The 19,834-nt window shown below is 60.1% G+C and carries 22 protein-coding genes; 12 read left to right on the plus strand and 10 right to left on the minus strand.

The genetic code is table 11. The features are described from left to right. Positions 1-903, minus strand: coding sequence for a transcriptional activator NhaR (gene nhaR / locus HDE72_RS14530; protein ID WP_183742055.1), 903 nt, complete (start codon positions 901-903; stop codon positions 1-3). Positions 904-1,016: 113 nt separating this feature from the next. On the opposite strand from nhaR, the gene HDE72_RS14535 reads away from it, so the two are divergent. The 5 genes from HDE72_RS14535 to HDE72_RS14555 all read left to right on the plus strand — a co-directional run bounded on the left by HDE72_RS14535 (position 1,017) and on the right by HDE72_RS14555 (position 4,473). Then, positions 1,017-2,090, plus strand: a complete 1,074-nt coding sequence (locus HDE72_RS14535; protein ID WP_183742056.1) for a DUF475 domain-containing protein — start codon at positions 1,017-1,019, stop codon at positions 2,088-2,090. A 130-nt stretch (positions 2,091-2,220) separates the two neighbouring features. Then, complete coding sequence (locus tag HDE72_RS14540; RefSeq protein WP_183742058.1) at positions 2,221-2,796, plus strand: TerD family protein; 576 nt, start codon at positions 2,221-2,223, stop codon at positions 2,794-2,796. Positions 2,797-2,841: 45 nt separating this feature from the next. Further along, positions 2,842-3,537, plus strand: a complete 696-nt coding sequence (locus tag HDE72_RS14545) for a TIGR00266 family protein (RefSeq protein WP_183742060.1) — start codon at positions 2,842-2,844, stop codon at positions 3,535-3,537. 40 nt (positions 3,538-3,577) lie between these two features. Further along, the gene (locus tag HDE72_RS14550; RefSeq protein WP_183742061.1) at positions 3,578-4,159 is read left to right on the plus strand and encodes a TerD family protein; all 582 of its coding nucleotides are present in this window, start codon (positions 3,578-3,580) and stop codon (positions 4,157-4,159) included. 95 nt (positions 4,160-4,254) lie between these two features. Next, the gene (locus tag HDE72_RS14555) at positions 4,255-4,473 is read left to right on the plus strand and encodes a YqaE/Pmp3 family membrane protein (RefSeq protein WP_183742063.1); all 219 of its coding nucleotides are present in this window, start codon (positions 4,255-4,257) and stop codon (positions 4,471-4,473) included. 74 nt (positions 4,474-4,547) lie between these two features. Here HDE72_RS14555 and HDE72_RS14560 read toward each other — a convergent pair whose 3' ends face one another. The 4 genes from HDE72_RS14560 to HDE72_RS14575 form a co-directional block, all read right to left on the minus strand. Further along, positions 4,548-5,075 (minus strand): hypothetical protein, encoded by a 528-nt coding sequence (locus HDE72_RS14560; protein ID WP_183742065.1) that lies wholly within the window; start codon positions 5,073-5,075, stop codon positions 4,548-4,550. A gap of 132 nt (positions 5,076-5,207) precedes the next feature. Continuing rightward, complete coding sequence (locus tag HDE72_RS14565) at positions 5,208-7,538, minus strand: type II CAAX endopeptidase family protein (RefSeq protein ID WP_183742067.1); 2,331 nt, start codon at positions 7,536-7,538, stop codon at positions 5,208-5,210. After that, entirely contained in the window at positions 7,535-8,260 is a 726-nt protein-coding gene (locus HDE72_RS14570) for an ABC transporter ATP-binding protein (RefSeq protein ID WP_183742069.1), read from the minus strand. Before HDE72_RS14570 ends, HDE72_RS14565 begins: the two co-directional genes overlap by 4 nt. Positions 8,261-8,311: 51 nt before the next feature. Continuing rightward, positions 8,312-9,007, minus strand: a complete 696-nt coding sequence (locus HDE72_RS14575; protein WP_183742071.1) for an ArsR/SmtB family transcription factor — start codon at positions 9,005-9,007, stop codon at positions 8,312-8,314. Between the two features lie 76 nt (positions 9,008-9,083). Here HDE72_RS14575 and HDE72_RS14580 point away from each other — a divergent pair, with 76 nt between their 5' ends. Next, the gene (locus HDE72_RS14580; RefSeq protein ID WP_183742073.1) at positions 9,084-10,190 is read left to right on the plus strand and encodes a cytochrome P450; all 1,107 of its coding nucleotides are present in this window, start codon (positions 9,084-9,086) and stop codon (positions 10,188-10,190) included. Continuing rightward, positions 10,187-10,534, plus strand: coding sequence for an antibiotic biosynthesis monooxygenase family protein (locus HDE72_RS14585; protein WP_183742075.1), 348 nt, complete (start codon positions 10,187-10,189; stop codon positions 10,532-10,534). The genes HDE72_RS14580 and HDE72_RS14585 overlap by 4 nt, the downstream gene beginning before the upstream one ends. 3 nt (positions 10,535-10,537) lie before the next feature. On the opposite strand, the gene HDE72_RS14590 is transcribed toward HDE72_RS14585, so the two are convergent. Next, the gene (locus tag HDE72_RS14590; protein ID WP_183742077.1) at positions 10,538-10,990 is read right to left on the minus strand and encodes a hypothetical protein; all 453 of its coding nucleotides are present in this window, start codon (positions 10,988-10,990) and stop codon (positions 10,538-10,540) included. Positions 10,991-11,177: 187 nt separating this feature from the next. Here HDE72_RS14590 and HDE72_RS14595 point away from each other — a divergent pair, with 187 nt between their 5' ends. Further along, positions 11,178-11,444, plus strand: a complete 267-nt coding sequence (locus HDE72_RS14595; protein WP_183742079.1) for a hypothetical protein — start codon at positions 11,178-11,180, stop codon at positions 11,442-11,444. Between the two features lie 90 nt (positions 11,445-11,534). Here HDE72_RS14595 and rpoH read toward each other — a convergent pair whose 3' ends face one another. The 4 genes from rpoH to ftsY all read right to left on the minus strand — a co-directional run bounded on the left by rpoH (position 11,535) and on the right by ftsY (position 15,615). Further along, positions 11,535-12,434 carry an RNA polymerase sigma factor RpoH gene (rpoH, locus tag HDE72_RS14600; RefSeq protein WP_183742082.1) on the minus strand — a complete coding sequence of 300 codons (900 nt, stop codon included), beginning with the start codon at positions 12,432-12,434 and terminating at the stop codon, positions 11,535-11,537. A 449-nt stretch (positions 12,435-12,883) separates the two neighbouring features. Further along, positions 12,884-13,807, minus strand: a complete 924-nt coding sequence (gene ftsX, locus HDE72_RS14605) for a permease-like cell division protein FtsX (RefSeq protein ID WP_183742084.1) — start codon at positions 13,805-13,807, stop codon at positions 12,884-12,886. After that, on the minus strand, positions 13,804-14,541 hold the full coding sequence (locus HDE72_RS14610; protein ID WP_183742093.1) for a cell division ATP-binding protein FtsE: 738 nt from the start codon (positions 14,539-14,541) through the stop codon (positions 13,804-13,806). Before HDE72_RS14610 ends, ftsX begins: the two co-directional genes overlap by 4 nt. Before the next feature lie 6 nt (positions 14,542-14,547). After that, positions 14,548-15,615, minus strand: a complete 1,068-nt coding sequence (gene ftsY / locus HDE72_RS14615) for a signal recognition particle-docking protein FtsY (protein WP_183742095.1) — start codon at positions 15,613-15,615, stop codon at positions 14,548-14,550. Between the two features lie 282 nt (positions 15,616-15,897). Between ftsY and HDE72_RS14620 the strand changes: the two genes are divergently transcribed. From HDE72_RS14620 to HDE72_RS14635, 4 genes are read left to right on the plus strand one after another with little or no spacing between them, the layout of a single operon-like run. Further along, a complete protein-coding gene (locus HDE72_RS14620; protein ID WP_183742097.1) occupies positions 15,898-17,211 on the plus strand; it encodes an NAD(P)/FAD-dependent oxidoreductase in 1,314 nt (437 codons plus the stop codon). Next, entirely contained in the window at positions 17,201-18,004 is an 804-nt protein-coding gene (locus HDE72_RS14625) for a DUF1365 domain-containing protein (RefSeq protein ID WP_183742099.1), read from the plus strand. Before HDE72_RS14620 ends, HDE72_RS14625 begins: the two co-directional genes overlap by 11 nt. 10 nt (positions 18,005-18,014) lie before the next feature. Beyond that, entirely contained in the window at positions 18,015-19,244 is a 1,230-nt protein-coding gene (locus HDE72_RS14630) for an SAM-dependent methyltransferase (protein WP_183742101.1), read from the plus strand. 2 nt (positions 19,245-19,246) lie between these two features. Then, positions 19,247-19,828 (plus strand): chalcone isomerase family protein, encoded by a 582-nt coding sequence (locus HDE72_RS14635; RefSeq protein WP_260176701.1) that lies wholly within the window; start codon positions 19,247-19,249, stop codon positions 19,826-19,828. Positions 19,829-19,834 lie beyond the last annotated feature (6 nt).

Consider the following 19,834-nt stretch of genomic DNA (forward strand, 5'->3'; position numbering starts at 1 on the left):
TCAATGCGCTTGCGCGGCCTCTGCCGAGGCCAGGATCACGTCCAACGCCGGGTGTTTGATCTTGCGTTCGTTCGAGATCACATAAAACTGTTCGCGCAAGCTCGCTGCCTCGCCCACCAGCACGGCGCCGAATTGTTCCTCGATCTCGTCGGCCAGGCTGGCCGAAGCGAAGAACAGGCCCAGGCCCTTGCGGCCAAAGGCGTTGAGCATGGCGTTGTCTTCGAATTCGCCCACCACGTCGGGCCGCACGCCTTGCTGCACCATCCATTCATCGATGCGCCCGCGCAAGGCGTTATTGCGCGCTGGCAGCAAGAAGGGCGCGCCGTTCAGGCTGTCCGGAAAGCCGGGACGATACTGGGCCGCCAGCGCGGGCGCGCCGAACAGCTTCATCGGACTTTCTCCCCATAAATAGCTCGATACGCGCAAGCTGGCGCCGGCCGGCACGGCGCGGTCGGTCAGCACCAGGTCCAGCTTGTGCAGGGCCAGGTCGGCCAGCAGGGATTCGAATTCATCTTCCAGGCAGACCAGCTTGACCGGTTTGTCGAGGCTGCGCGTGGCGTCCAGCATGCGGTAGGCCATCAGTTTCGGCAGGGAATCGGAAATGCCGACTGTCAGCCGCATCTTTTCGGCGTCGGCGTCGCTGAGGGCATCCTGCATCTGTTCGCCGAGCAAAAAAATCTGGTCCGCATAACCGAGCGCCAGCCGGCCCGCCTCGGTGGGCACCAGGCGCCGGCCTTGCGGCTGCAGCAGGGATTTGCCCAGCTCCTTTTCCAGCAGCGCCAGCTGGGTACTGATGGTTTGCACGGCCAGGCCCAGCCGTTCTGCCGCGCGCGTCACGCCGCCTTCGCGGGCTACGACCCAAAAGAAATACAAATGCCGGTAATTGAAGCCTGTGGTTTTCATGCCTGCGTCCTATCTTCTGTTTTTATGAAGTAATGCTTCCATTATCTTCTATTTTTAAATAAGTGTACTGTCCCTATACTGCTTGTCATTCAATCGTGACAACAAGGAGAATCATGAAGCATTTCAGAGTGTCATTCCTGGTGACATTTATCTGCCTGGCCATCGCGGCCTGGTGGGGTTATACGCATGGCGGCGTGTCGACCATGATGTCGGCGCTGGGCATCGCGGTGATCCTGGGCGTGATGGAAGTGTCGCTGTCTTTTGATAACGCGGTGGTCAATGCGTCCGTGCTGAAGACCTGGGACAAATTCTGGCAAAACCTGTTCCTGGGCGTCGGCATCATCATCGCCGTATTCGGCATGCGGCTGCTGTTCCCGCTGGTGATCGTGGCGCAGGCGGCTGACCTGGGCTTGCTTGAAGTGTGGAATCTGGCGCTGAGCGATCCGCAACAGTATTCGATGCACCTGACTAATCACCATGCAGAAGTGGCGGCCTTCGGCGGTATTTTCCTGCTGCTGGTGTTCCTGAACTTCTTGCTCGATGACGAGAAAGAAACCCACTGGCTGGGCCGCTTTGAAGAAAAACTGGGCGCGCTGGGCAAGGTTTCGTCGATCTCCGTGATGATCGCGCTGGGCACCCTGATGGCCAGCCTGAGCATGATCGATGCGGGCCAGAAACTGGTGGTGCTGACGGCCGGCTTGTGGGGCGTGCTGACGTATGTGGGCGTGGATGTGATCAGCGGCTTGCTGGAAGGCGAGAACGGCAATGGCAATGTGGGCGACATCGTCAAGCGCGGCGGTATTGGCGGTTTCCTCTACCTGGAAGTGCTCGATGCCTCGTTCAGCTTTGACGGCGTGATCGGCGCGTTTGCGATCACCAAGGATGTCGTGATCATCATGCTGGGCCTGGCCATCGGCGCGATGTTCGTGCGTTCGATGACGGTCTTCCTGGTACGCAAGGGCACCCTGGACGAGTTCGTGTACCTGGAGCATGGTGCGCATTATGCGATCGGCATCCTGGCACTGATCATGTTGGCCAGCATGAAGTTCCACATCCCCGAGATCTTCACGGGCCTGATCGGTGTAGCGTTTATTTTGGCTTCGCTGTGGTCGTCGATACGCTACAAGCGCAGGATGGCCTTGCTGGAAGGCGAGCCGGAGCCGGCATCGGAAACAGTCAAGGCGTAAGCATCAGAAAACCGCGGCAAACGTTCACACCCGTTTGCCAGCATGAGGCAGCAAGCGTCGCCGCCGGCCTGGGGAGTCGGGCCGGCGGAGGGCGCCAGGTGTTTTTATTTTATATAGGAGCAACAACATCATGGCTATCAATCTGCAAAAAGGCGGCAACGTCAACCTGAGCAAGGAAGCACCTGGCCTCGCCAAAATGATCATCGGCCTGGGCTGGGATGCCCGCGTCACCGACGGCGCCGCCTTCGATATCGACGGTTCAGCCTTCCTGCTGAAGGCGGATGGCAAGGTCCGCGCCGACATCGACATGATTTTTTATAACAACCTCAAATCGAGCGATGGCTCCGTCACCCACACGGGCGACAACCGCACCGGCGATGGCGATGGCGACGATGAAAGCGTGATCGTCGACCTGTCCAGAGTCCCGGCCGACGTCGACAAGATCGCCGTCTGCGTGACCATCCACGACGCCGAAGCGCGCAAGCAGAATTTCGGCATGGTATCGAAGGCCTATGTGCGCTGCGTCAATGAAAACGGCAATACGGAAATCGCCCGCTTCGACCTGTCGGAAGACGGCTCGACGGAAACGGCGATGGTCTTCGGTGAAATCTACCGCAACGGCGCCGATTGGAAATTCAAGGCTATCGGCCAGGGTTACAAAGGCGGTTTAGGTCCTTTGGCCGCATCGTTCGGTGTGGGCGTCTAAGTTGCAATAGTTCTATTATCACCATCGTCAAGAAGGAGTTGCTGTATGCCAATTTTCAATGTGACCGGAGAGGTCGATCCGTTTTTGCATATTTCACTGGCCAAGGGCGAAAAGATTTATTGCGAATCCGATGCGATGGTGATGATGGAAACCAATCTCGAGCTGAAAGGCAAGATGAGCGGTGGCCTGGGCGCTGCGCTGATGCGCACCTTTGCCAACGGCGAGTCCTTCTTTCAGCAGCATATCGAGGCCTTGCGCGGCGATGGCGATTGTTTGCTGTCGCCCATCTTGCCGGGCGCCATGCGGGTGCTGGACATTGGTAGCCAGCAATACATGATCAGCGATGGCGCTTTCGTGGCGGCCACTTCTGGCGTGGAATTGAAGGTGCGCACGCAAAGCCTGGGCAATGCGCTGTTTGCCCAGAGCGGTGGATTCTTCATCACCGAGACGGCAGGCAGCGGCCAGTTGGCGGTGTCCGGTTTTGGCGCGATGTCCGAACTGGAAGTGACGCCCGGCAAGGACGTGGTGATCGATAACTCGCACGTGGTGTGCTGGGACAACCGCCTGCAGTACGACATTTCAATGACCACCGGCAGCAGCGGAGGGTTCCTGGGTAATCTGATCAATAGCCAGACCAGCGGTGAGGGCATCGTGCTGAAGTTCAGCGGCAGCGGGAAAATCCTCGTGTGCTCGCGCAACCGTGCAGCCTTTCTTGCCTGGACGCAAAGCAAGCCGGCGTAAGCAAGCAATTTATTTAATTTAATCATCAGGAGCAAAGCGTATGTCTGTCAATTTGAGCAAGGGCCAGAAGATATCTCTGGACAAGGAAGCTGGCGCCAGCCTGAGCCGTATCACCATGGGCCTGGGCTGGGACTCGATCAAGACCAAGGGCTTTTTCGGTTTCGGCGCGAAAACGGAAGCCATCGACCTGGACGCGTCATGCGTGCTGTTCGATGACAGCAGCAAGCTGGCCGACATCGTCTGGTTCCGCCAGCTGAAAAGCCGCGATGGCAGCATCGTTCACACGGGCGACAACCGCACCGGCGCCGGTGATGGCGACGACGAGCAGATCAATGTCGACCTGACCAAAGTACCGTCGCAGGTAAAAAGCCTGGTCTTCACCGTCAACAGCTTTACGGGCCAGAATTTCTCGCAGGTGGAAAACGCCTATTGCCGCATCGTCAATGCCGGCAATAACCAGGAAATCGCGCGTTTCAACCTGTCGGTGCAAGGCGCCCACACGGCGCAGATCATGGCCAAGCTGTACCGCCATAACGGCGAATGGAAAATGCACGCGATCGGCGAAAACGGCAATGGCCGTACCTTTGACGATTTGATGCCACAGATCGCGGCGCATTTATAGGGGGATCACCCCAAGGAGTAGTCCGCAGCGGGCAGGGCACGGACCGGATACCGGGTCTTGCCCGCTGCTCTTAGATTGAAGGAGAGTATGTTGTGATGCGTTTGCTGATAGCCCTGCTACTTCCATGTCTCACGTTCTTTATGCTGGGGCGCCCGCTGGCCGGTGTCGCCGCCCTGATCTTGCAGTGCACTGTGATCGGCTGGGTGCCGGGGGCCTTGTGGGCCCTGCACAAGGTGAACCAGCACAAGACGGAGCAGGAACTGGAAGGGGCCGTAAGCCGCAGCTACATGCGCAGGCGTAGCCGGGTGATTTAAATCCCCCGGGCGCCGGGAAATCCTTGCGCTAAAGCCCGCACGAACGATGTGTCAACATCGGCGTGCGGGCTTTTTTATTCTGCTTCCGGTACCGGGCATTGATCCAGCTCGGCTTCCTGCTGACCGGCGGCACTCGCGATGACGGTTGCTACCTTGTCAGACATGTCCTCGCTATCTGAGGTGGAACTTATGTGAAAGATAATAAGCAGCAGGAACAACATGCTGATCATGCCGAAGGCAATAGAAATACCGATCCCCCACTGTGACCACTTTTTTTGCACGCGGTTGAAATGTTCGACGCTTTGCCATTGTCCATTTTTCCAGGCCATCTCGCGCCCTTTGATACCCAGCCAGATGGCGAAGCCGAAGCCGACATAGGGTAGCAGCGAAAATAAACCTATCCAGGTGCGGTTGCCTATCGCCCATACCCAGTTCAGCAGGAATGCGCCCCAGCTCCATCCCGCTATGCCATCGGGCAGCGCGCCTGGCGTGCTACGGTGCTGCGCTGCCGGATTGGCGCCGGAATGAAATCCTGCACCACAGTGTGCGCAAAATGGCGCATCGTCTTGCTGCCTTCTGGTACCGCACGCAGTGCAAAACATGCTCTATCCTTCACGGTTGGCTGTGGGCAGATCGGAGAGGTATCTATCTTCTACACGATGTCAATACCATTGTTCTTCCCGCGAGCATTTTCTGTCTTGATTGCAGTCAAGATTTGCCGCTGCGTGTATATCTTAGGACATCCAGAATCGCTGGCATAGCAAAATCGCGGCGTTATAGCCGGCGTGGGTCAGCATGGGCGCCAGCAAGGAGCCGCTGCGCTGGTAAGCGTATCCTGTGCACAAGCCCAGCACGAACACGGGCAGCATCGAGGCGGGCGGATGGACGATGGCGAAGATGGCGGCGCTGATGGTAATTGCTTGCCAGGCGGGCAGCGAACGGCGCAAGCCGCCCTGTATCAAGCCACGGAAGATGAATTCCTCGCACAGTGGGGCGGCCAGCAAAGTCAGGCCGGCCAGCCACAGCCAGTCCCGGCTCCAGCCGGCCGCATGCAATAGCGGCGCTGCCGGCAATTGCCCGCTGGCCTGCAAGGCGAACAGATAGGCTATGCCGCACATGGCTGCCAGACCAGCGCCAAGACTGCCCCAGCGCAGAGGCTGCTTTCCGCCCAGCACGGACGGCACGCCGGTCGTCTTGCTGCGCCAGTACAGCAGGCGCACCAGCAGATAGGTCAGCCCGCCCGCGCCGCCGAAGGCCAGCGCGATGTGCAGCAGGGTGGCGGTACCCTTGCCTTTGAGCAGCAGCAAGATCAGCACTTGCGCCACGAAAAACAGCATGGCCGCCATCAAGCCGTCCGAGGCCGATACGCGCGCTGGCGGCGAGGCGGCCGGATCGAGCAGATACGGTATCTGGTCGCGCGCCTTTTGCCACAGCGCCAGCGCCAGCGCCACCGTCAGCACAAGGAAGACCAGCCGCTGCACCAGGCTGCCGGCCGACAGGGCGCCGATATACAGGCCCGTCAGCAGCATGTACAGATACAGATAGGTAGAGCGCACCTTCGCCTGCACCTCGGTAGCCAGGGGATCGCTGGCAAACACGCCCAGCGCCACGGCGATCACGCTATACAGGGGAATCCCTGCCAGTGCCAGCAGCATCAGGCCGGCCATGTCCCAGCGCCATTGCGGCATGAACAATAGGGCTGCGCCAAACAATATCAGTGGATAAATCATGGACAGCACGGCCCACAGCTGGGCTTTTTCCTTCAAAGCCTGTTCGACAGGCAAGGGGAAGGTGTACAGCATCCACAGCGAACCGCCCTCCTTGTTCAGGGTCTGGAAGGCGGACATCATCAGGGTGTAGGTGCCGAGGAAAAAGCCGGTCGAGACCAGCAGGGCCGGGCTGTCCAGCAATTCGTGGACATCATGCAGGCGGCCTGCAAATATCACCTGGCTGCCAAGAATCACGAGTGGCAGCAGCAAGGTTTGCACGAAGAAGTTGCGGTCACGCTTGAGCAGGCTCAATTCGCGCCGCTGTATCACCGTGCCTATCTGCCAGCGGCTGGATGGTAGCACTGGCGCATTTGCCTTGGGGAGCATGCGCACGCTGGCCCGCTGGCCGCTGCCGACCACGCCATCGCGTAGCTGGTGGCGCAAGACCAGCATGCCCAGCCACAGCAACGCGGCCACTTGCACCAGCAGCGTTGCGGCCAAGGCCAAGCTGGGGCGATTCAGTAGTTGTATCACCAGGCCCGGTGGCGTCCAGACGCTCCAGGCAGGCATGGCGGCGGCCCAGCCGATGGCAAAACCCTGTGGGTTCATGCCGAAAGACATGGCGATATACATGGGTACGACGCCGCCGATGGAAATGAAAGCTTGCAAATTGCCCAGGCTGGACGGAGACAGCTTCAGGCGCAGCCCTGTATCGACCAGGGTGCGCAGCATGGCGGCAGTCAGCATGAGCAACAGGCTGAGTGCCAGTGCAGGCAAGGGCGCCAGCCAGCCATAGCCGCCATACCAGGCGAGCACGGTGGTCGATGGCAGCAAGGCAACCAGGCCGACCGGATTGGCGATACTGCGCTCGAGCACGCGTGCCCACAGCAAGGTGCTTTTCGAGGCGGGCAGGGTGACCAGCCATTCCAGGTCCCAGTCCGGCCTGGACAGTTCGCCAGTGCCCAGTGGCAGCAGCACGCTGACCAGCCACAGCAGACCTAATTGCAAGCTCAGGCCTGCCATCAGCGCCGCGCTGAACGGCGCGCCCGTGAGCTGCGGCGCCACCGCGTCCATGGCGCCGTTCCCTTGGCAACTGGCGATGGCATCGAGTCCGCAATGCAGGTTCAGCACGCTCTGCTTGCAAATGTTGCCGAAGGAAAACAGCATCAATCCCATGACCAGTGCGCTGACCAGCCACATGCCCCGGCGCTTGCCGGCCGTGGCGGGCCGGGAGATAGCCCCGGCTTTCTTGCGTTTGAACATAAAACGGGCGCCACCGATATTGAGCATGCGTTGCAGGCGCAAACGGATCAGCAGCCAGATGGCGCGCATGGGTGTGACGGGCACGGCATTCATTCTGCTGACTCCGTCAATTGCAGGAAGAGTTCTTCCAGGCTGCCCTCGCTGGACAGTTGCTGCCGGATATCGTCCAGGCTGCCGGTGGCGGCCAGTGCGCCCTGGTGGATGATGGCGACCCGGCTGCACAGCTTTTCCGCCATGTCCAGCAAGTGGGTGGAAACGAAGATGGTGGTGCCGGCGGCGGCGATGCGCAGCAGCCGTTCCTGCACCTCGCGCGAGGCGCGCGGATCGAGGCCGTTGATCGGTTCATCGAGTATCAGCACGGCGGGATCGTGGATCAGCGCGCAGGCCAGGCCCAGCTTTTTCTTCATGCCCAGCGAGTAATTGACGGCGAAATCCTCGCTCGCTTCATCGAGGCCGAATTCTGTCAGCAGGCGTGTCGTGCGCTGGGCCGCTTCCGCGCGCGAAAACCCGTGCATTTCAGCGACGAACTGCAGGATTTCGCGGCCGCGCAAATAATCATAAAAGATGGGATTGTCGGGCAGATAGCCCACCTTGCGCTTGACGGCGGCGCCATCGCGGTGGCAATCGAGGCCATCGATCAATACCCGGCCCGCACTGGGCACCAGGATACCCATCATCATGCGGATGGTGGTGGTTTTGCCAGCCCCATTCGGGCCCAGGAAACCGAATACTTCTCCCTTGCCCACTTGCAATGTGAGCGGCTTGAGCGCCTCGAAACTGCCGTACTGCTTGGATAAACCTTCGAAAGCGATCATCTTGCATCCCGGAAAGAATAAGTAGGTTGCAAGATAATAGCCTGCACTTAATTAGTTGCCAAATGCTTCTATCAACCGTTGTTGGCCTTTGGGCGTGATGCGCAGGGCGCGGCTGTCGAGTTCGCGTTCGGCCCAGCCTTGGCGCAGGACCAGTTGCAAGATGGCGGCGCCCAATGCGCCGCCCAGGTGGGCGCGCCGTTCGCTCCAGTCCAGGCAGGGGCAGGCGAAGCGGCGCCGCTGGCGCTGCAGCGCGGCCACGTCGATACCGAGGCCAGACAGGGCAGTTGCGCCGGTAGGCGAGAGACGGTAATTGTTTTCCTCTGCGATCAGCCAGCCCTGCGTGCATAGCTGGTCGTGCAGCGTGACGGCGACTGTGCCGGCCATATGGTCATAGCAGGTGCGCGCATGGCGCAAACGGTCTGGTGTGGCGGGTATGAAGGGCTGGCGCGGTACGCCGGCCACCACCAGTAGCGCTTCGAGTGCATGGCCAACCTCGGTACTGGCCAGCCGGTAGTAGCGGTGCTTGCCTTGTGCGACGACGGACAGCAAGCCGTCGTCGCGCAATCGGCTCAAGTGCGCGCTGGCCGTCGAGGCGCCTACTTCGGCCAGCACCGACAATTCGGTGGCCGTGCGCGCATGGCCATCGAGCAGCGCGCACAGCATGCGCGCGCGGGCCGGTTCGGCGATGGCGCCTGCCAGTTGCGCCAGGCTGGCATCGGCCGTGTCGGACGCAGGCGTGTCATCCATGATTCGTTCTCAGGCGAAGTATTGTGGTGAAATAGTCAGCATACTCGTCGGCATCTCTTACCGCAATGGAAGTGCCATGTCTCTTGATGATCCCGTCCACCCGCTCGCCGCCGTCACGCATGCGGCGCCCCATGATTATTATCGGCGCCTGGCCGAAGGCCCGCCCTTACGTTTCGATGCCCGGCTTGATTGCTGGCTAGCTACGGGTACTGCTGGCGTGCAAGCCGTGCTGGCGCATGCGGATTGCCGCGTGCGCCCACTTGGCATGGCTGTGCCGGAAAACCTGGCAGGTACTTCCTGTGGGGCGATCTTCGCCGAACTGGTGCGCATGAATGATGGTGTTCGCCATACACAGCCGAAACAAATGCTGGCCAGTGCGCTGGGCCAGGTGGACCTGGCGCGCGTGCATCAAAGTACGCTGCAGATTGCCTGCGACCATATTCCCCTTAGCGCAGCCAGACTGAACGATGCGATGTTTGAATTGCCGCTGTTTGCCATGGCAGACTTGCTGGGCTTTGCCCCCACGCAATGGCCGCAGCTGGCCGCCTGGACGCGCGACTTTGTGGCCTGTCTGTCGCCACTGTCCAATAGCGCCCAGCTGGCTGGCGCGCAGCTGGCCGCTGCGTCCTTGTTGCAGAGGTTTAAATTCTTGCTGCGTGAGCCTGTGCCTGACAGCTTGCTGGCCAATCTGATCGGCCTGCTGTCGCAAACCTGCGAAGCCACGGCGGGTCTGGTCGGCAATGCCGTGCTGGCCTTGCGCACGCAGGCGGGACTGCAGGCACAACTGCGTAGCGACCCCGGCTTGTGGCCAGCCATGCTGCGTGAAGTCAGCCGGCACGACCCGGCTATCCACAACACGCGCCGCTATACGGCTTGTGCCGTGGAGATCGGCGGCGTGGCCTTGCCGCCGGGGCAGATGATCCTGGTGCTGCTGGCCAGCGCCGGCCACGATGCGTCGGTCCATGCAGAGCCGGGCGACTTCGTGCTGCAGCGGCCGGTTTCGCCGATGCTTACGTATGGCCATGGACGGCATGCCTGTCCGGGCCAGCAACTGGCGCAGACGATGGCGGCGGCTTGTCTGCAGGCCTGGGCAGATGCGCTGGCCGGCATGCCACTGGGCTGGCGTTACCAGCCGTCATTGAATGCCCGCATCCCCGTGTTTATGGAAGGAGCAACCGCATGATCGCCGTGATATTTGAAGTCTGGCCCAGCGCTGACGGGCGCGCGCATTATCTGGACCTGGCCGCATTCTTGCGCCCCTTGCTGGATCAAGTCGATGGCTTTATTTCCATCGAACGCTTCAGCAGCTTGAGCGAGCCGGGCAAATTATTGTCGCTATCGTTCTTTCGCGATGAGGCGGCGCTGGCGCAATGGCGGCAGCTGGAAGCACACCGCGCGGCGCAGAGTGCGGGGCGGCAGGGTGTGTTTGACGATTACCGGCTGCGCATCGCCGGCGTGGTGCGCGATTACGGCATGCAAGACCGGCAGCAGGCGCCATCAGACAGCCGCCAGCGCCACCAGGCTTAGCGCTTAGCGCGGTACGGCGTTCTGCGTAATCTTGACCTTCACACGATAAACAGGCTCGGCCGCATTCATGGCCGGCGGCGTATCCGGGTCGACGTCGAGCAGGGTGAAGGTGAGGTGGTTCACCGTGACGGAACTGGCGCCGCCGGGCATGGAGTCGGACAAGGTGATGTCGCTCGTGCCCGTCGTGCCGATCAGGCTGAAGCTGTAGCTGACATAACCCTTCCAGACGCAGACGGCGCCCTTGCGGCAGCGGCTGTCGTTGACGCGTTCCAGTTTCAGGGTGTCGCTGGCCGTGATGGGCACTTGCTGGCCGGGTGTCAGCACTTGCGTGACCGTGCGCGGGGTGTTTTCAGCGTCGCTGGCGCTGCTGGGCGCGCCGCAGCCGGCCAGCACGGCCAGGCAGGTGATGAATAAAGGTAGCAGCAGGCGACGGTAGGTGTGGGTCAGATAAAACATGTTTTTCCTTTCAGGTACTCTAGCTGAGGCGTCCTTGGCGTGTTCTGCACGCGTGAGATTGAAATGATCATAACAAATTGTTATTTTTTTGGCGCTCTCTTGGCGCCATGGAGATGAATTGCTGCGCTGGCTACGCGGCGTCTTGAATACTGCGTAGAATGGCTGCTTTGAAAATCAGGAAACAACCATGAAAAAAACTGCCCTGGCGAAAAGCGATGCCAAGAAACTGATGGGAAAGATGAACGTTCCCGGCGCCGGTGCATTCGGTAAAGAAGCGGTGGTCGTTGACCGCCGCGAGCAGCGCAAGCTCGACCAGGCCCTGGGCCTGGTGCCATTCGCCGTCAAACTCAACAGCGAGCTGGTGTTGCAATTGCAAACCCTGGCCAAGGAGCGCGGCGTGGACTTGAACGTAGCCGTCGCTGAAGTGTTGACCAAGGGTCTCGCTGCAGCATAACTGCAGGAAATATTAGCCTGTTGCTAAATATCGAAGAACAATGGAAAAGGCGCCTTGCGGCGCCTTTTTTACTGCGGCTCTGGAGCGGTGTTACACGTAGGCTGCCAGTGCGCCCTTCATTTTTTTCAATGCCGCCACTTCGATCTGGCGGATGCGTTCGGCCGATACGCCGAACTCTTCCGCCAGCGTGTGCAAGGTAGCGCCGGAGCCGTCATCGTTGGCCAGCCAGCGCGATTCGATGATGCGGCGTGAACGGTCGTCCAGTTTGCCCAGCGCTGTTTCCAGGCCTTCCGATTGCAAACGCGTCACTTGTTCCGCTTCCAGCACCTTGGTCGGCTCGCTTTGCTCCGACGACAGGTAGGCGATAGGCGAAAACTTGTCGTCTTCATCATCGCTCGGCGATTCCAGCGCGATGTCGCGGCCGCTCAAGCGGGTTTCCATCTCGATCACTTCTTCGCGTTTCACATCGAGCAGCTTGGCCAGCGCATCGATCTGTTTCGGCGTCATCGCGTCCAGGCCCGTCTTGTGGCTGCGCAGATTGAAGAACAGCTTGCGCTGTGCCTTCGTCGTCGCCACTTTGACCAGGCGCCAGTTTTTCAGGATGTACTCGTGCATCTCGGCTTTCACCCAGTGCATGGCGTACGACACCAGGCGCACGCCCTGATTCGGGTCGAAGCGTTTGACGGCTTTCATCAAACCAATATTGCCTTCCTGAATCAGGTCGGCGTGCGGCAAGCCATAACCGAGGTAACCGCGGGCGATCGATACCACCAGGCGCAAATGCGACAGCACCAGCTCCTGGGCGGCGCCCAAATCATTTTTTTCACGCAGGCGCGTAGCCAGCGACATTTCTTCTTCGTGGGTCAACATGGGCAGACGGTTCACGGCCGAAATGTAGGCGTCGATATTGCCCAGGTTGCCGGTAAAACCGAGGCCCAGTGCATTACTCTTGCTCGTAACCAGTGCGGACGTTGCGGACATCGTAGTCATGTTTACTCCTCGTAGTCTTGCTTTATTCCATGTGGCCATGTGCACACGGAGCCATTTTGTATTCTGTCAGTCGCTCTATCTGATCTTGATGCTCTTGTTCTGGGCAGATTGCGCCACCATCTGTTACAGGTGCGCATGACTGTTCTGCTAACGGTATGCCATATATTAGCACTCTCTGGTGATGAGTGCCAATCGGCTCCTCCAATCACCCCGATAGCCTTAATGCTATGAGCCGATGACATTTGATAATAAGATCATGCACACCGTACAAGCCGCAGCCTGAGCCATGATCAGCTCATGGACAACTGCGCGAGCGTGCTTTCTGAGTAATCGAGTCTACGGGGTTTGACTGAAGCCTACCTTAAGAATACTTGTCAAATATCAAGTAAATTGGGATGGCGCAGGAGAGGAAGAAGGCGGCGCCGGTAGCGCCGCCTGTGATTACAGACTTAGTTGACGCGCGCCAGGTGGCGCTGCACGCATAAAAAGGCGCCAATCAGGCCCAGGCCCGCGCTCATCGCCAGCAAGGCCGCCATCGGCAGCGGCGCCAGCGGCACCAGCTGGAATTCCGAGGCATACAGGCGGGCAAATTCGGCGATCGCCGTATTCAATGGCCGCAGCGCCAGCGCTACGGCGCCCAGCGCCAGCACGCCTGCGCACAGGCCCAGCAGGGCGCCCGTGTAATAAAACGGCCGGTGGATGAACGTGTCGGTGGCGCCGATCAGCTTCGAGACGCTGATTTCATCGCGCTGCGTCATCACTTGCAGGCGGATGGTATTGAAGACCACGGCAATCACGGCCGCACCCAGGGTGATGGCCAGCAACAGCAACACCAGGCGCAGCACGCCCAGCAGTGCGGCCAGGCGCTTGACCCAGGCCGAATCGACTTGCACCGATTCCACGCCCGGCAACTGGCGCAATTGTTCCGCTACCGCATCGACGTCTTGCGCTTCGGTGGCGCTATTAAACGCGTCCAGCTTCAGCACATAGCTGTCAGGCAAGGGATTATCGCCCAGGGTATTCAAGACATCGGCCAGGCCATTCTTGCTTTTCAGCGAGTCCAGCGCATCTTCGCGCGGGATGAAGACGATCTTGGCTTTCTTGTTGTCCTGCACGATCTTGCGTATTTCGCCAGCCAGGCCCTTGGCCTGTTCGCGCGGCGTATCGATTTTCAGGAACACGCTCATTTCCGGGTCGACCGACATCTGTTCCGACATGGGGCGTACATTGTCGAGCATGGTCAAGCCGGCAAACGGCAGCGACAGGGCAATCGCCACCACGAACACGTTCAGCAAGAAGCCGCCCGGCGACTTGCGCAAATGAATCAGCGCCGAGCCGAGCGCAAAGCGGTGTTGACGGAACCAGCCTCTCATGGCGATTCTCCTTCGGCGTGGCCCAGGCCAGGCGCAAAGTTCGGATCGGGCGGCGCGAACACGGGCGCTTGCGTGGCTTTTTCGATGGAGACCAATTGACCGTTTTTCAGGTGGATTACGCGCGCGGCGGCGTCCAGCATCTGTTCATCATGGCTGGAAATGAGGCAAGTCACGCCCACCGAATGGAAGGCTTTCAAGGCATCGAGCACCTTGTCGGCAGCGGCCCGGTCCAGGTTGGCGGTCGGTTCGTCGGCCAGGATGATTTGCGGCCGGTTGACGATGGCGCGCGCAATCGACACGCGCTGCTGTTCGCCGCCAGACAGCGACAGCGGGCGCGCCAGGGCGCGGTCCAGCAGGCCGACCTTGTCGAGCGCGGCGCGGGCGCGTTGCTCAGCGGCCACCTTGTGCGCACCCACCACCAGCAGCGGCAGCATGACGTTGGCCAGGATGGAGCGGTCGTTCAGCAGTTTTTGTTGCTGGAAGATCAGGCCCAGATTGCGGCGCAGAAACGGTACGCCGGCTGGTTTGATCTTGCCGATGTCTTGTCCGTTGACGATCAGCTTGCCTGAACTAGGGCGCTCCATGGCGGCGATCATTTTCAGCAGGGTGGATTTGCCGGCGCCCGAAGGCCCTGCTAAAAACACCAGCTCGCCTTTGGCAATGCTCAGCGAAATGTCGCTGAGCGCCACTGCATCGGGGGAATATTGCTTTGAGACGTGCTGAAATTCAATCATGTAGGCTTATCCGAGCAGCGCTTCGACAAATTCGGCAGCCACGAAAGGCTGCAAGTCTTCAATTTTTTCACCGATGCCGATGAAATACACGGGCACCGGACGCACGCGGGCAATCGCCGCCAGCACGCCGCCCTTGGCGGTACCGTCCAGCTTGGTGATCACCAGGCCAGTCAGCTGCAAGGCATCGTCGAAGGCTTTTACTTGCGTCAACGCATTCTGGCCCGTGTTGCCGTCGATGACAAGCAGGGTTTCGTGCGGTGCGCCATCCATGCCCTTGCCGATTACGCGCTTGATTTTCTTCAATTCTTCCATCAGGTGCAACTGGGTCGGCAGGCGGCCGGCCGTGTCGACCATCACCACGTCGATACCGCGCGCCTTGGCCGATTGCACCGAGTCGTAGGCCACGGCAGCCGGATCGCCCGATTCCTGCGAAATCACGGTAACGTTGTTGCGCTCGCCCCAGACCATCAGCTGCTCGCGCGCAGCGGCGCGGAAGGTGTCGCCCGCAGCCAGCAAGACCGATTGATTGTTCGATTGCATGTGCTTGGCCAGCTTGCCGATGGTGGTGGTCTTGCCAGCGCCATTCACGCCGGAAATCATCATTACCAGCGGCTTGTGGCGGCCCAGCTCGTAGCGTTTTTCCAGCGGCGTCAACAGATTGATCAGCAATTCTTTCAAGGCTGCCTTGACCTCGGCTGCATCGAGCAGCTTGTCTTCCTTGACCTTTTTCTTCAATTCCGTGAGCAAGTACTCCGTGGCATCGATACCGGCGTCGGACATCAACAGCGCCGCTTCCAGCTCTTCATACAGCGCATCATCGATCTTCGCGCCCACGAACAGCACCGACAAGGTGGACGAGGTCTTCGACAAACCCGCTTTCAGGCGTGTCATCCACGATTTTTTCTCCGGCTCGGCAGCCACGATCGCGGGCACCAGCTGGGCCGGGGCGCCGCTCAGGCTGGCTGGGGCGGAGGACGGCGGCGCAGTGTCGGGCGCCGCAACCGGGGGAGTGGCAGGAATAGCAGCGGGCGCAGCTTCAGGGGCGGCAGGTTTTTTCTTGAAGAAACTAAACATGGATAGATGGTGGCGGGTGCTTACGCTAGGCCCGGCGGCGCCGGACACTTTGACTGGGTATTCTACCAGAGCGCGCAGCGGGCTTCATTCTTAACTGCTCGATTGGCAACATTGCACGCTCTTGCTCTACACCTCTATCAAATAGCTGAATCCGATTGAAAGTTGCCTGCGTATAAGTTTGTGAACTCCTGGAACACGCATTGACATGAGTCAATAATTATCTGACTATTAATTATTAATGCAGCCTTTCTTGTCCAGGATCAACATCACACAGGTGCTGATATGAAAATCGCGGTCGTTGGAGCTGGAATTGCAGGGTTGTCATGTGCGTATCGTCTGGCGCAAGGGGGGCAGGACGTCACCCTGTATGAAGCGGACGATTATTTTGGCGGCCATAGCCACACGGTGGATGTCACTCTGGACGGCGTCACGCATGGTGTCGATACGGGTTTCCTGGTGTTTAACCACGCGACCTATCCGCATCTGGTGCAGCTGTTCGACGAACTCGGTGTCGAGGCGGCCGACAGCGATATGTCTTTTTCCGTCAAGATGCCGCTGGGCAGCGAGCCGGGTGCGCGCGTGCTGGAATGGGCCGGCGCCAATCTCGATACCGTGTTTGCCCAGCGCAGCAATCTGCTGCGGCCTGCTTTCTTGCGCATGTTGCGCGACATTTTGCGTTTCAACCGCCAGGCCAGCGCCATCGCCACCGCCCAGTTGCCGGCGCCAGCCATGAGCCTGGGCGATTTTCTGGATCTGCACGGTTATGGCAGCGAATTTCGGCACTGGTATCTGCTGCCAATGGCTGCCTGCATCTGGTCTTGCCCGGCGCGCCAGATGCTGGCCTTTCCGCTGGCCACTTTTATTCGTTTCTGTCACAACCACGGTTTGCTGCAAGTCAATGAGCGGCCCCAGTGGCGCACGGTGCGTGGCGGCTCGCGCGTGTACGTGCAAAAACTGCTGGCGGGCATTCCTCAGCAGCGCCTGGCTTGCCCCGTGCTGGGTGTGCGCCGCCATACGCAGGGCGGTGCGCGCACGGTCGAACTGCTGACGGCGCACGGTATCGAGCATGTCGATCAGGTGGTGCTTGCCTGCCATAGCGACCAGTCGCTGGCCTTGTTGTCGGACGTGCGCGAGGACGAGCGCAAGGTACTGCAAGCCGTGCGCTACCAGCCGAACCGGGCGGTATTGCATACGGATGCTTCTTGCTTGCCAGAACGCCGGCGTGCCTGGTCGGCCTGGAATTACCAGGGCCGCCCGGCGGCCGAAGAGGGCGAGGCGCCGCAAGTGTGCGTGCATTATTTGCTGAACCAGTTGCAGCCGCTGCCCTTCAGCACGCCCGTGATGGTGTCGCTCAACCCGCTCGATGAACCCGATCCCGCCAAAGTCATCGCCGAGTTTTCCTATGCGCATCCCGTGTTCGACGGCGCAGCCATCGCGGCGCAAAAGCGGCTGGCCAGTTTCCAGGGCATGCAAAACACCTGGTTTGCGGGCGCCTGGACAGGTTACGGTTTCCATGAAGATGGCTTGAAATCGGGCCTGGCCGTGGCCGCCACCCTGGCGAGCATGGCGGCGGCGGAGCTGGGCCATGCCGCGTGATCCCTCGCAGCCCTTCATGGCGCAGCCGCAGCTGTGCCTGGGGCAAGTGCGCCATACGCGCTTGCGGCCGCGCCGGCATTTCTTTAGTTACGGTATTTATTACCTGCGTCTGCCCTTGCGCAGCATGGGGGAACAGGATTTCAGCGCGCGGTTGATTTCGCGCAACCGCGCCAATCTGCTGTCGTTTCGCGATAGCGACCATGGCGATGGCAGCACACCTTTGCTGGCCTGGATAGATGGCGTGCTGCAGGAACAAGGCGTGAGGGACGCCGATGGCGAAATCTGGCTGCAAACCATGCCGCGCGTATTCGGTTATGTATTCAACCCCGTCAGTTTCTGGTTTTGCCACCGTGCCGATGGCGCTTTGCGCGCCGTGCTGTGCGATGTGCGCAATACCTTTGGCGAGCGCCATCTGTATCTGCTCGACCATGGCGCAGCGATTGCCTATGGCAGCGAGTTGCGCGCCAACAAAATTTTTCACGTCTCGCCCTTTTGCAAGGTCGAGGGTGGCTATCGCTTCCGTTTCCTGCGCGCAAAGAAAGACGCGGGCCAGAATGAGCATCACCTCGCCTGTGTCGATTACGACGACGCCAGCGGCCCGCTGCTGCAAACCAGCTTGTCCGGCATCGCCGTGCCCTTGCGCGACCGCGCGCTCGGCGCAGCTTTGCTGCGTTATCCGCTGATGACCTTCGGCGTGATGGCCCGTATTCACTGGCAGGCGCTGCGGCTGTGGCTGCGGCGCGTGCCGTTTTTCAGCAAACCCCATCCTCCCCAAGAAAAGCTGTCACGATGAAAGGTGTACGATGAATACGGAATCCCTGGCCAATGGCCTGCATGCGCGCAGCGGCGCAGCGTACGAGCACCTGGATTTGTCGGCGCCGGCGCGCATGATTTTATCCTTGCTCGACAAATTGAAATTTGGCGCCTTGCGCCTGCGCACGCCCGATGGCAACGTGCTGGTGTATGGCGACGGCAGCGCGCCCATCCACCTGGACTTGCATAACTGGAATATGTGTGCGGCCGTCTTGCGCTCGGGCGACATTGGTTTTGCGGAAACCTTTATCGCCGGCGACTGGCGCACGGACAATCTGCCCGGCCTGATTGAGTTGATGATACGCAACCGCGCCCAGATCGAATCGCTGATCTATGGCAGTTGGTGGGGTAATTTGCTGTATCGATTGCGCCATTTGCTGCATCGCAACTCGCGTGCAGGCAGCAAGAAAAACATCCACGCCCATTATGATATCGGCAATGCCTTTTATCAACTATGGCTGGACCCGTCGATGACCTACTCCAGCGCCCTGTTCAGCGAGGGCGATAGCCTGGAACAGGCGCAACTGGCCAAATACCGCCGCATCGCCGGCCAGTTGCAGCTGCAGCCCGGTGCGACAGTGCTGGAAATCGGCTGCGGCTGGGGTGGTTTTGCGGAAACAGCGGCGCGCGAGCATGGCGCGCATGTCACGGGCTTGACCCTGTCTACCGAGCAACTGGCCTATGCGCGCCAGCGCCTGCAGGCAACTGGCCTGGCTGAGCAGGCTGATTTGCAGCTGTGCGATTACCGCGACAGCGCTGGCCAGTACGACGCCATCGCCTCGATAGAAATGTTTGAAGCCGTAGGGCAAAGCTACTGGCCCGGCTATTTTGAGTGTGTCGCGCGCAATCTGAAGCCGGGCGGCCGCGCCTGCATCCAGACCATCGTCATCGCCGATGAGCTGTTTGAGCGCTATAGCAAGAGCACCGACTTTATCCAGCAATACATTTTCCCTGGCGGCATGCTGCCTTCGCCGACCGAATTTCGCCGCGCCGCCGAAGCGCAGGGTTTGCGCGTGGTCGACGCCTTTAGCTTTGGCCTCGATTACGCGGAAACCCTGCGCCAATGGCGGGCCACTTTCCTGGCCCAGCGCGTGGCGCTGGAAAAACAGGGCTTCGATGGCCGTTTCCTGCTGACCTGGGAATTCTATCTGGCCTATTGTGAGGCGGCCTTTCAGGCTCATAATACGGATGTCATGCAATTTACCCTGCTGAAAGGATGACCATGCGCCGTTTGCTGTCTGTTTTTCTATTCTCATTCCTGTCGGTGGCGGCCCATGCCGCGCCGCCAGCATCCCCCTCATCGCCTGCCGCTTTTATCAGCGCCGACGTGCCCGAAGCCCGCTTGGCGGGCGAGGGCGACTATACCTGGTTTGGCATGCGCATTTACCAGGCCCAGCTATGGGTAGGGCCGCAAGGCTATCAAGGCCTGGCCTCGGCCACCGCGCCCTTCGTGCTGGAATTGCGTTATGCGCGCGGACTCGACGGCAGCAAGATCGCCGAAGCCAGTTATGAACAGATGCAGAAAATCCAGGCCGGCACGGAAGCGCAGCGCCTGGAATGGCTGCGCACCATGCAGCGCATCTTCCCGGACGTCAAACAAGGCCAGCGCATCGCCGGTGCCTACCGGGCCGGCGTGGCGCCTGGCGTACGCTTCTATCTGGATGGCAAGGTCATGGCCGATGTGAGCGATGGCGATTTTGCACGCGCCTTCTTTGCCATCTGGCTCTCGCCGGAAACCACGGCGCCCAAGCTGCGCAGCGCCTTGCTGCAAAATGCGCTGCCGCAGGCATCCGCCTTGCCATGAGCATGC

This window comes from Janthinobacterium saanense, assembly GCF_014200675.1.
In the GTDB taxonomy this organism is placed as follows: Bacteria; Pseudomonadota; Gammaproteobacteria; order Burkholderiales; family Burkholderiaceae_D; genus Janthinobacterium.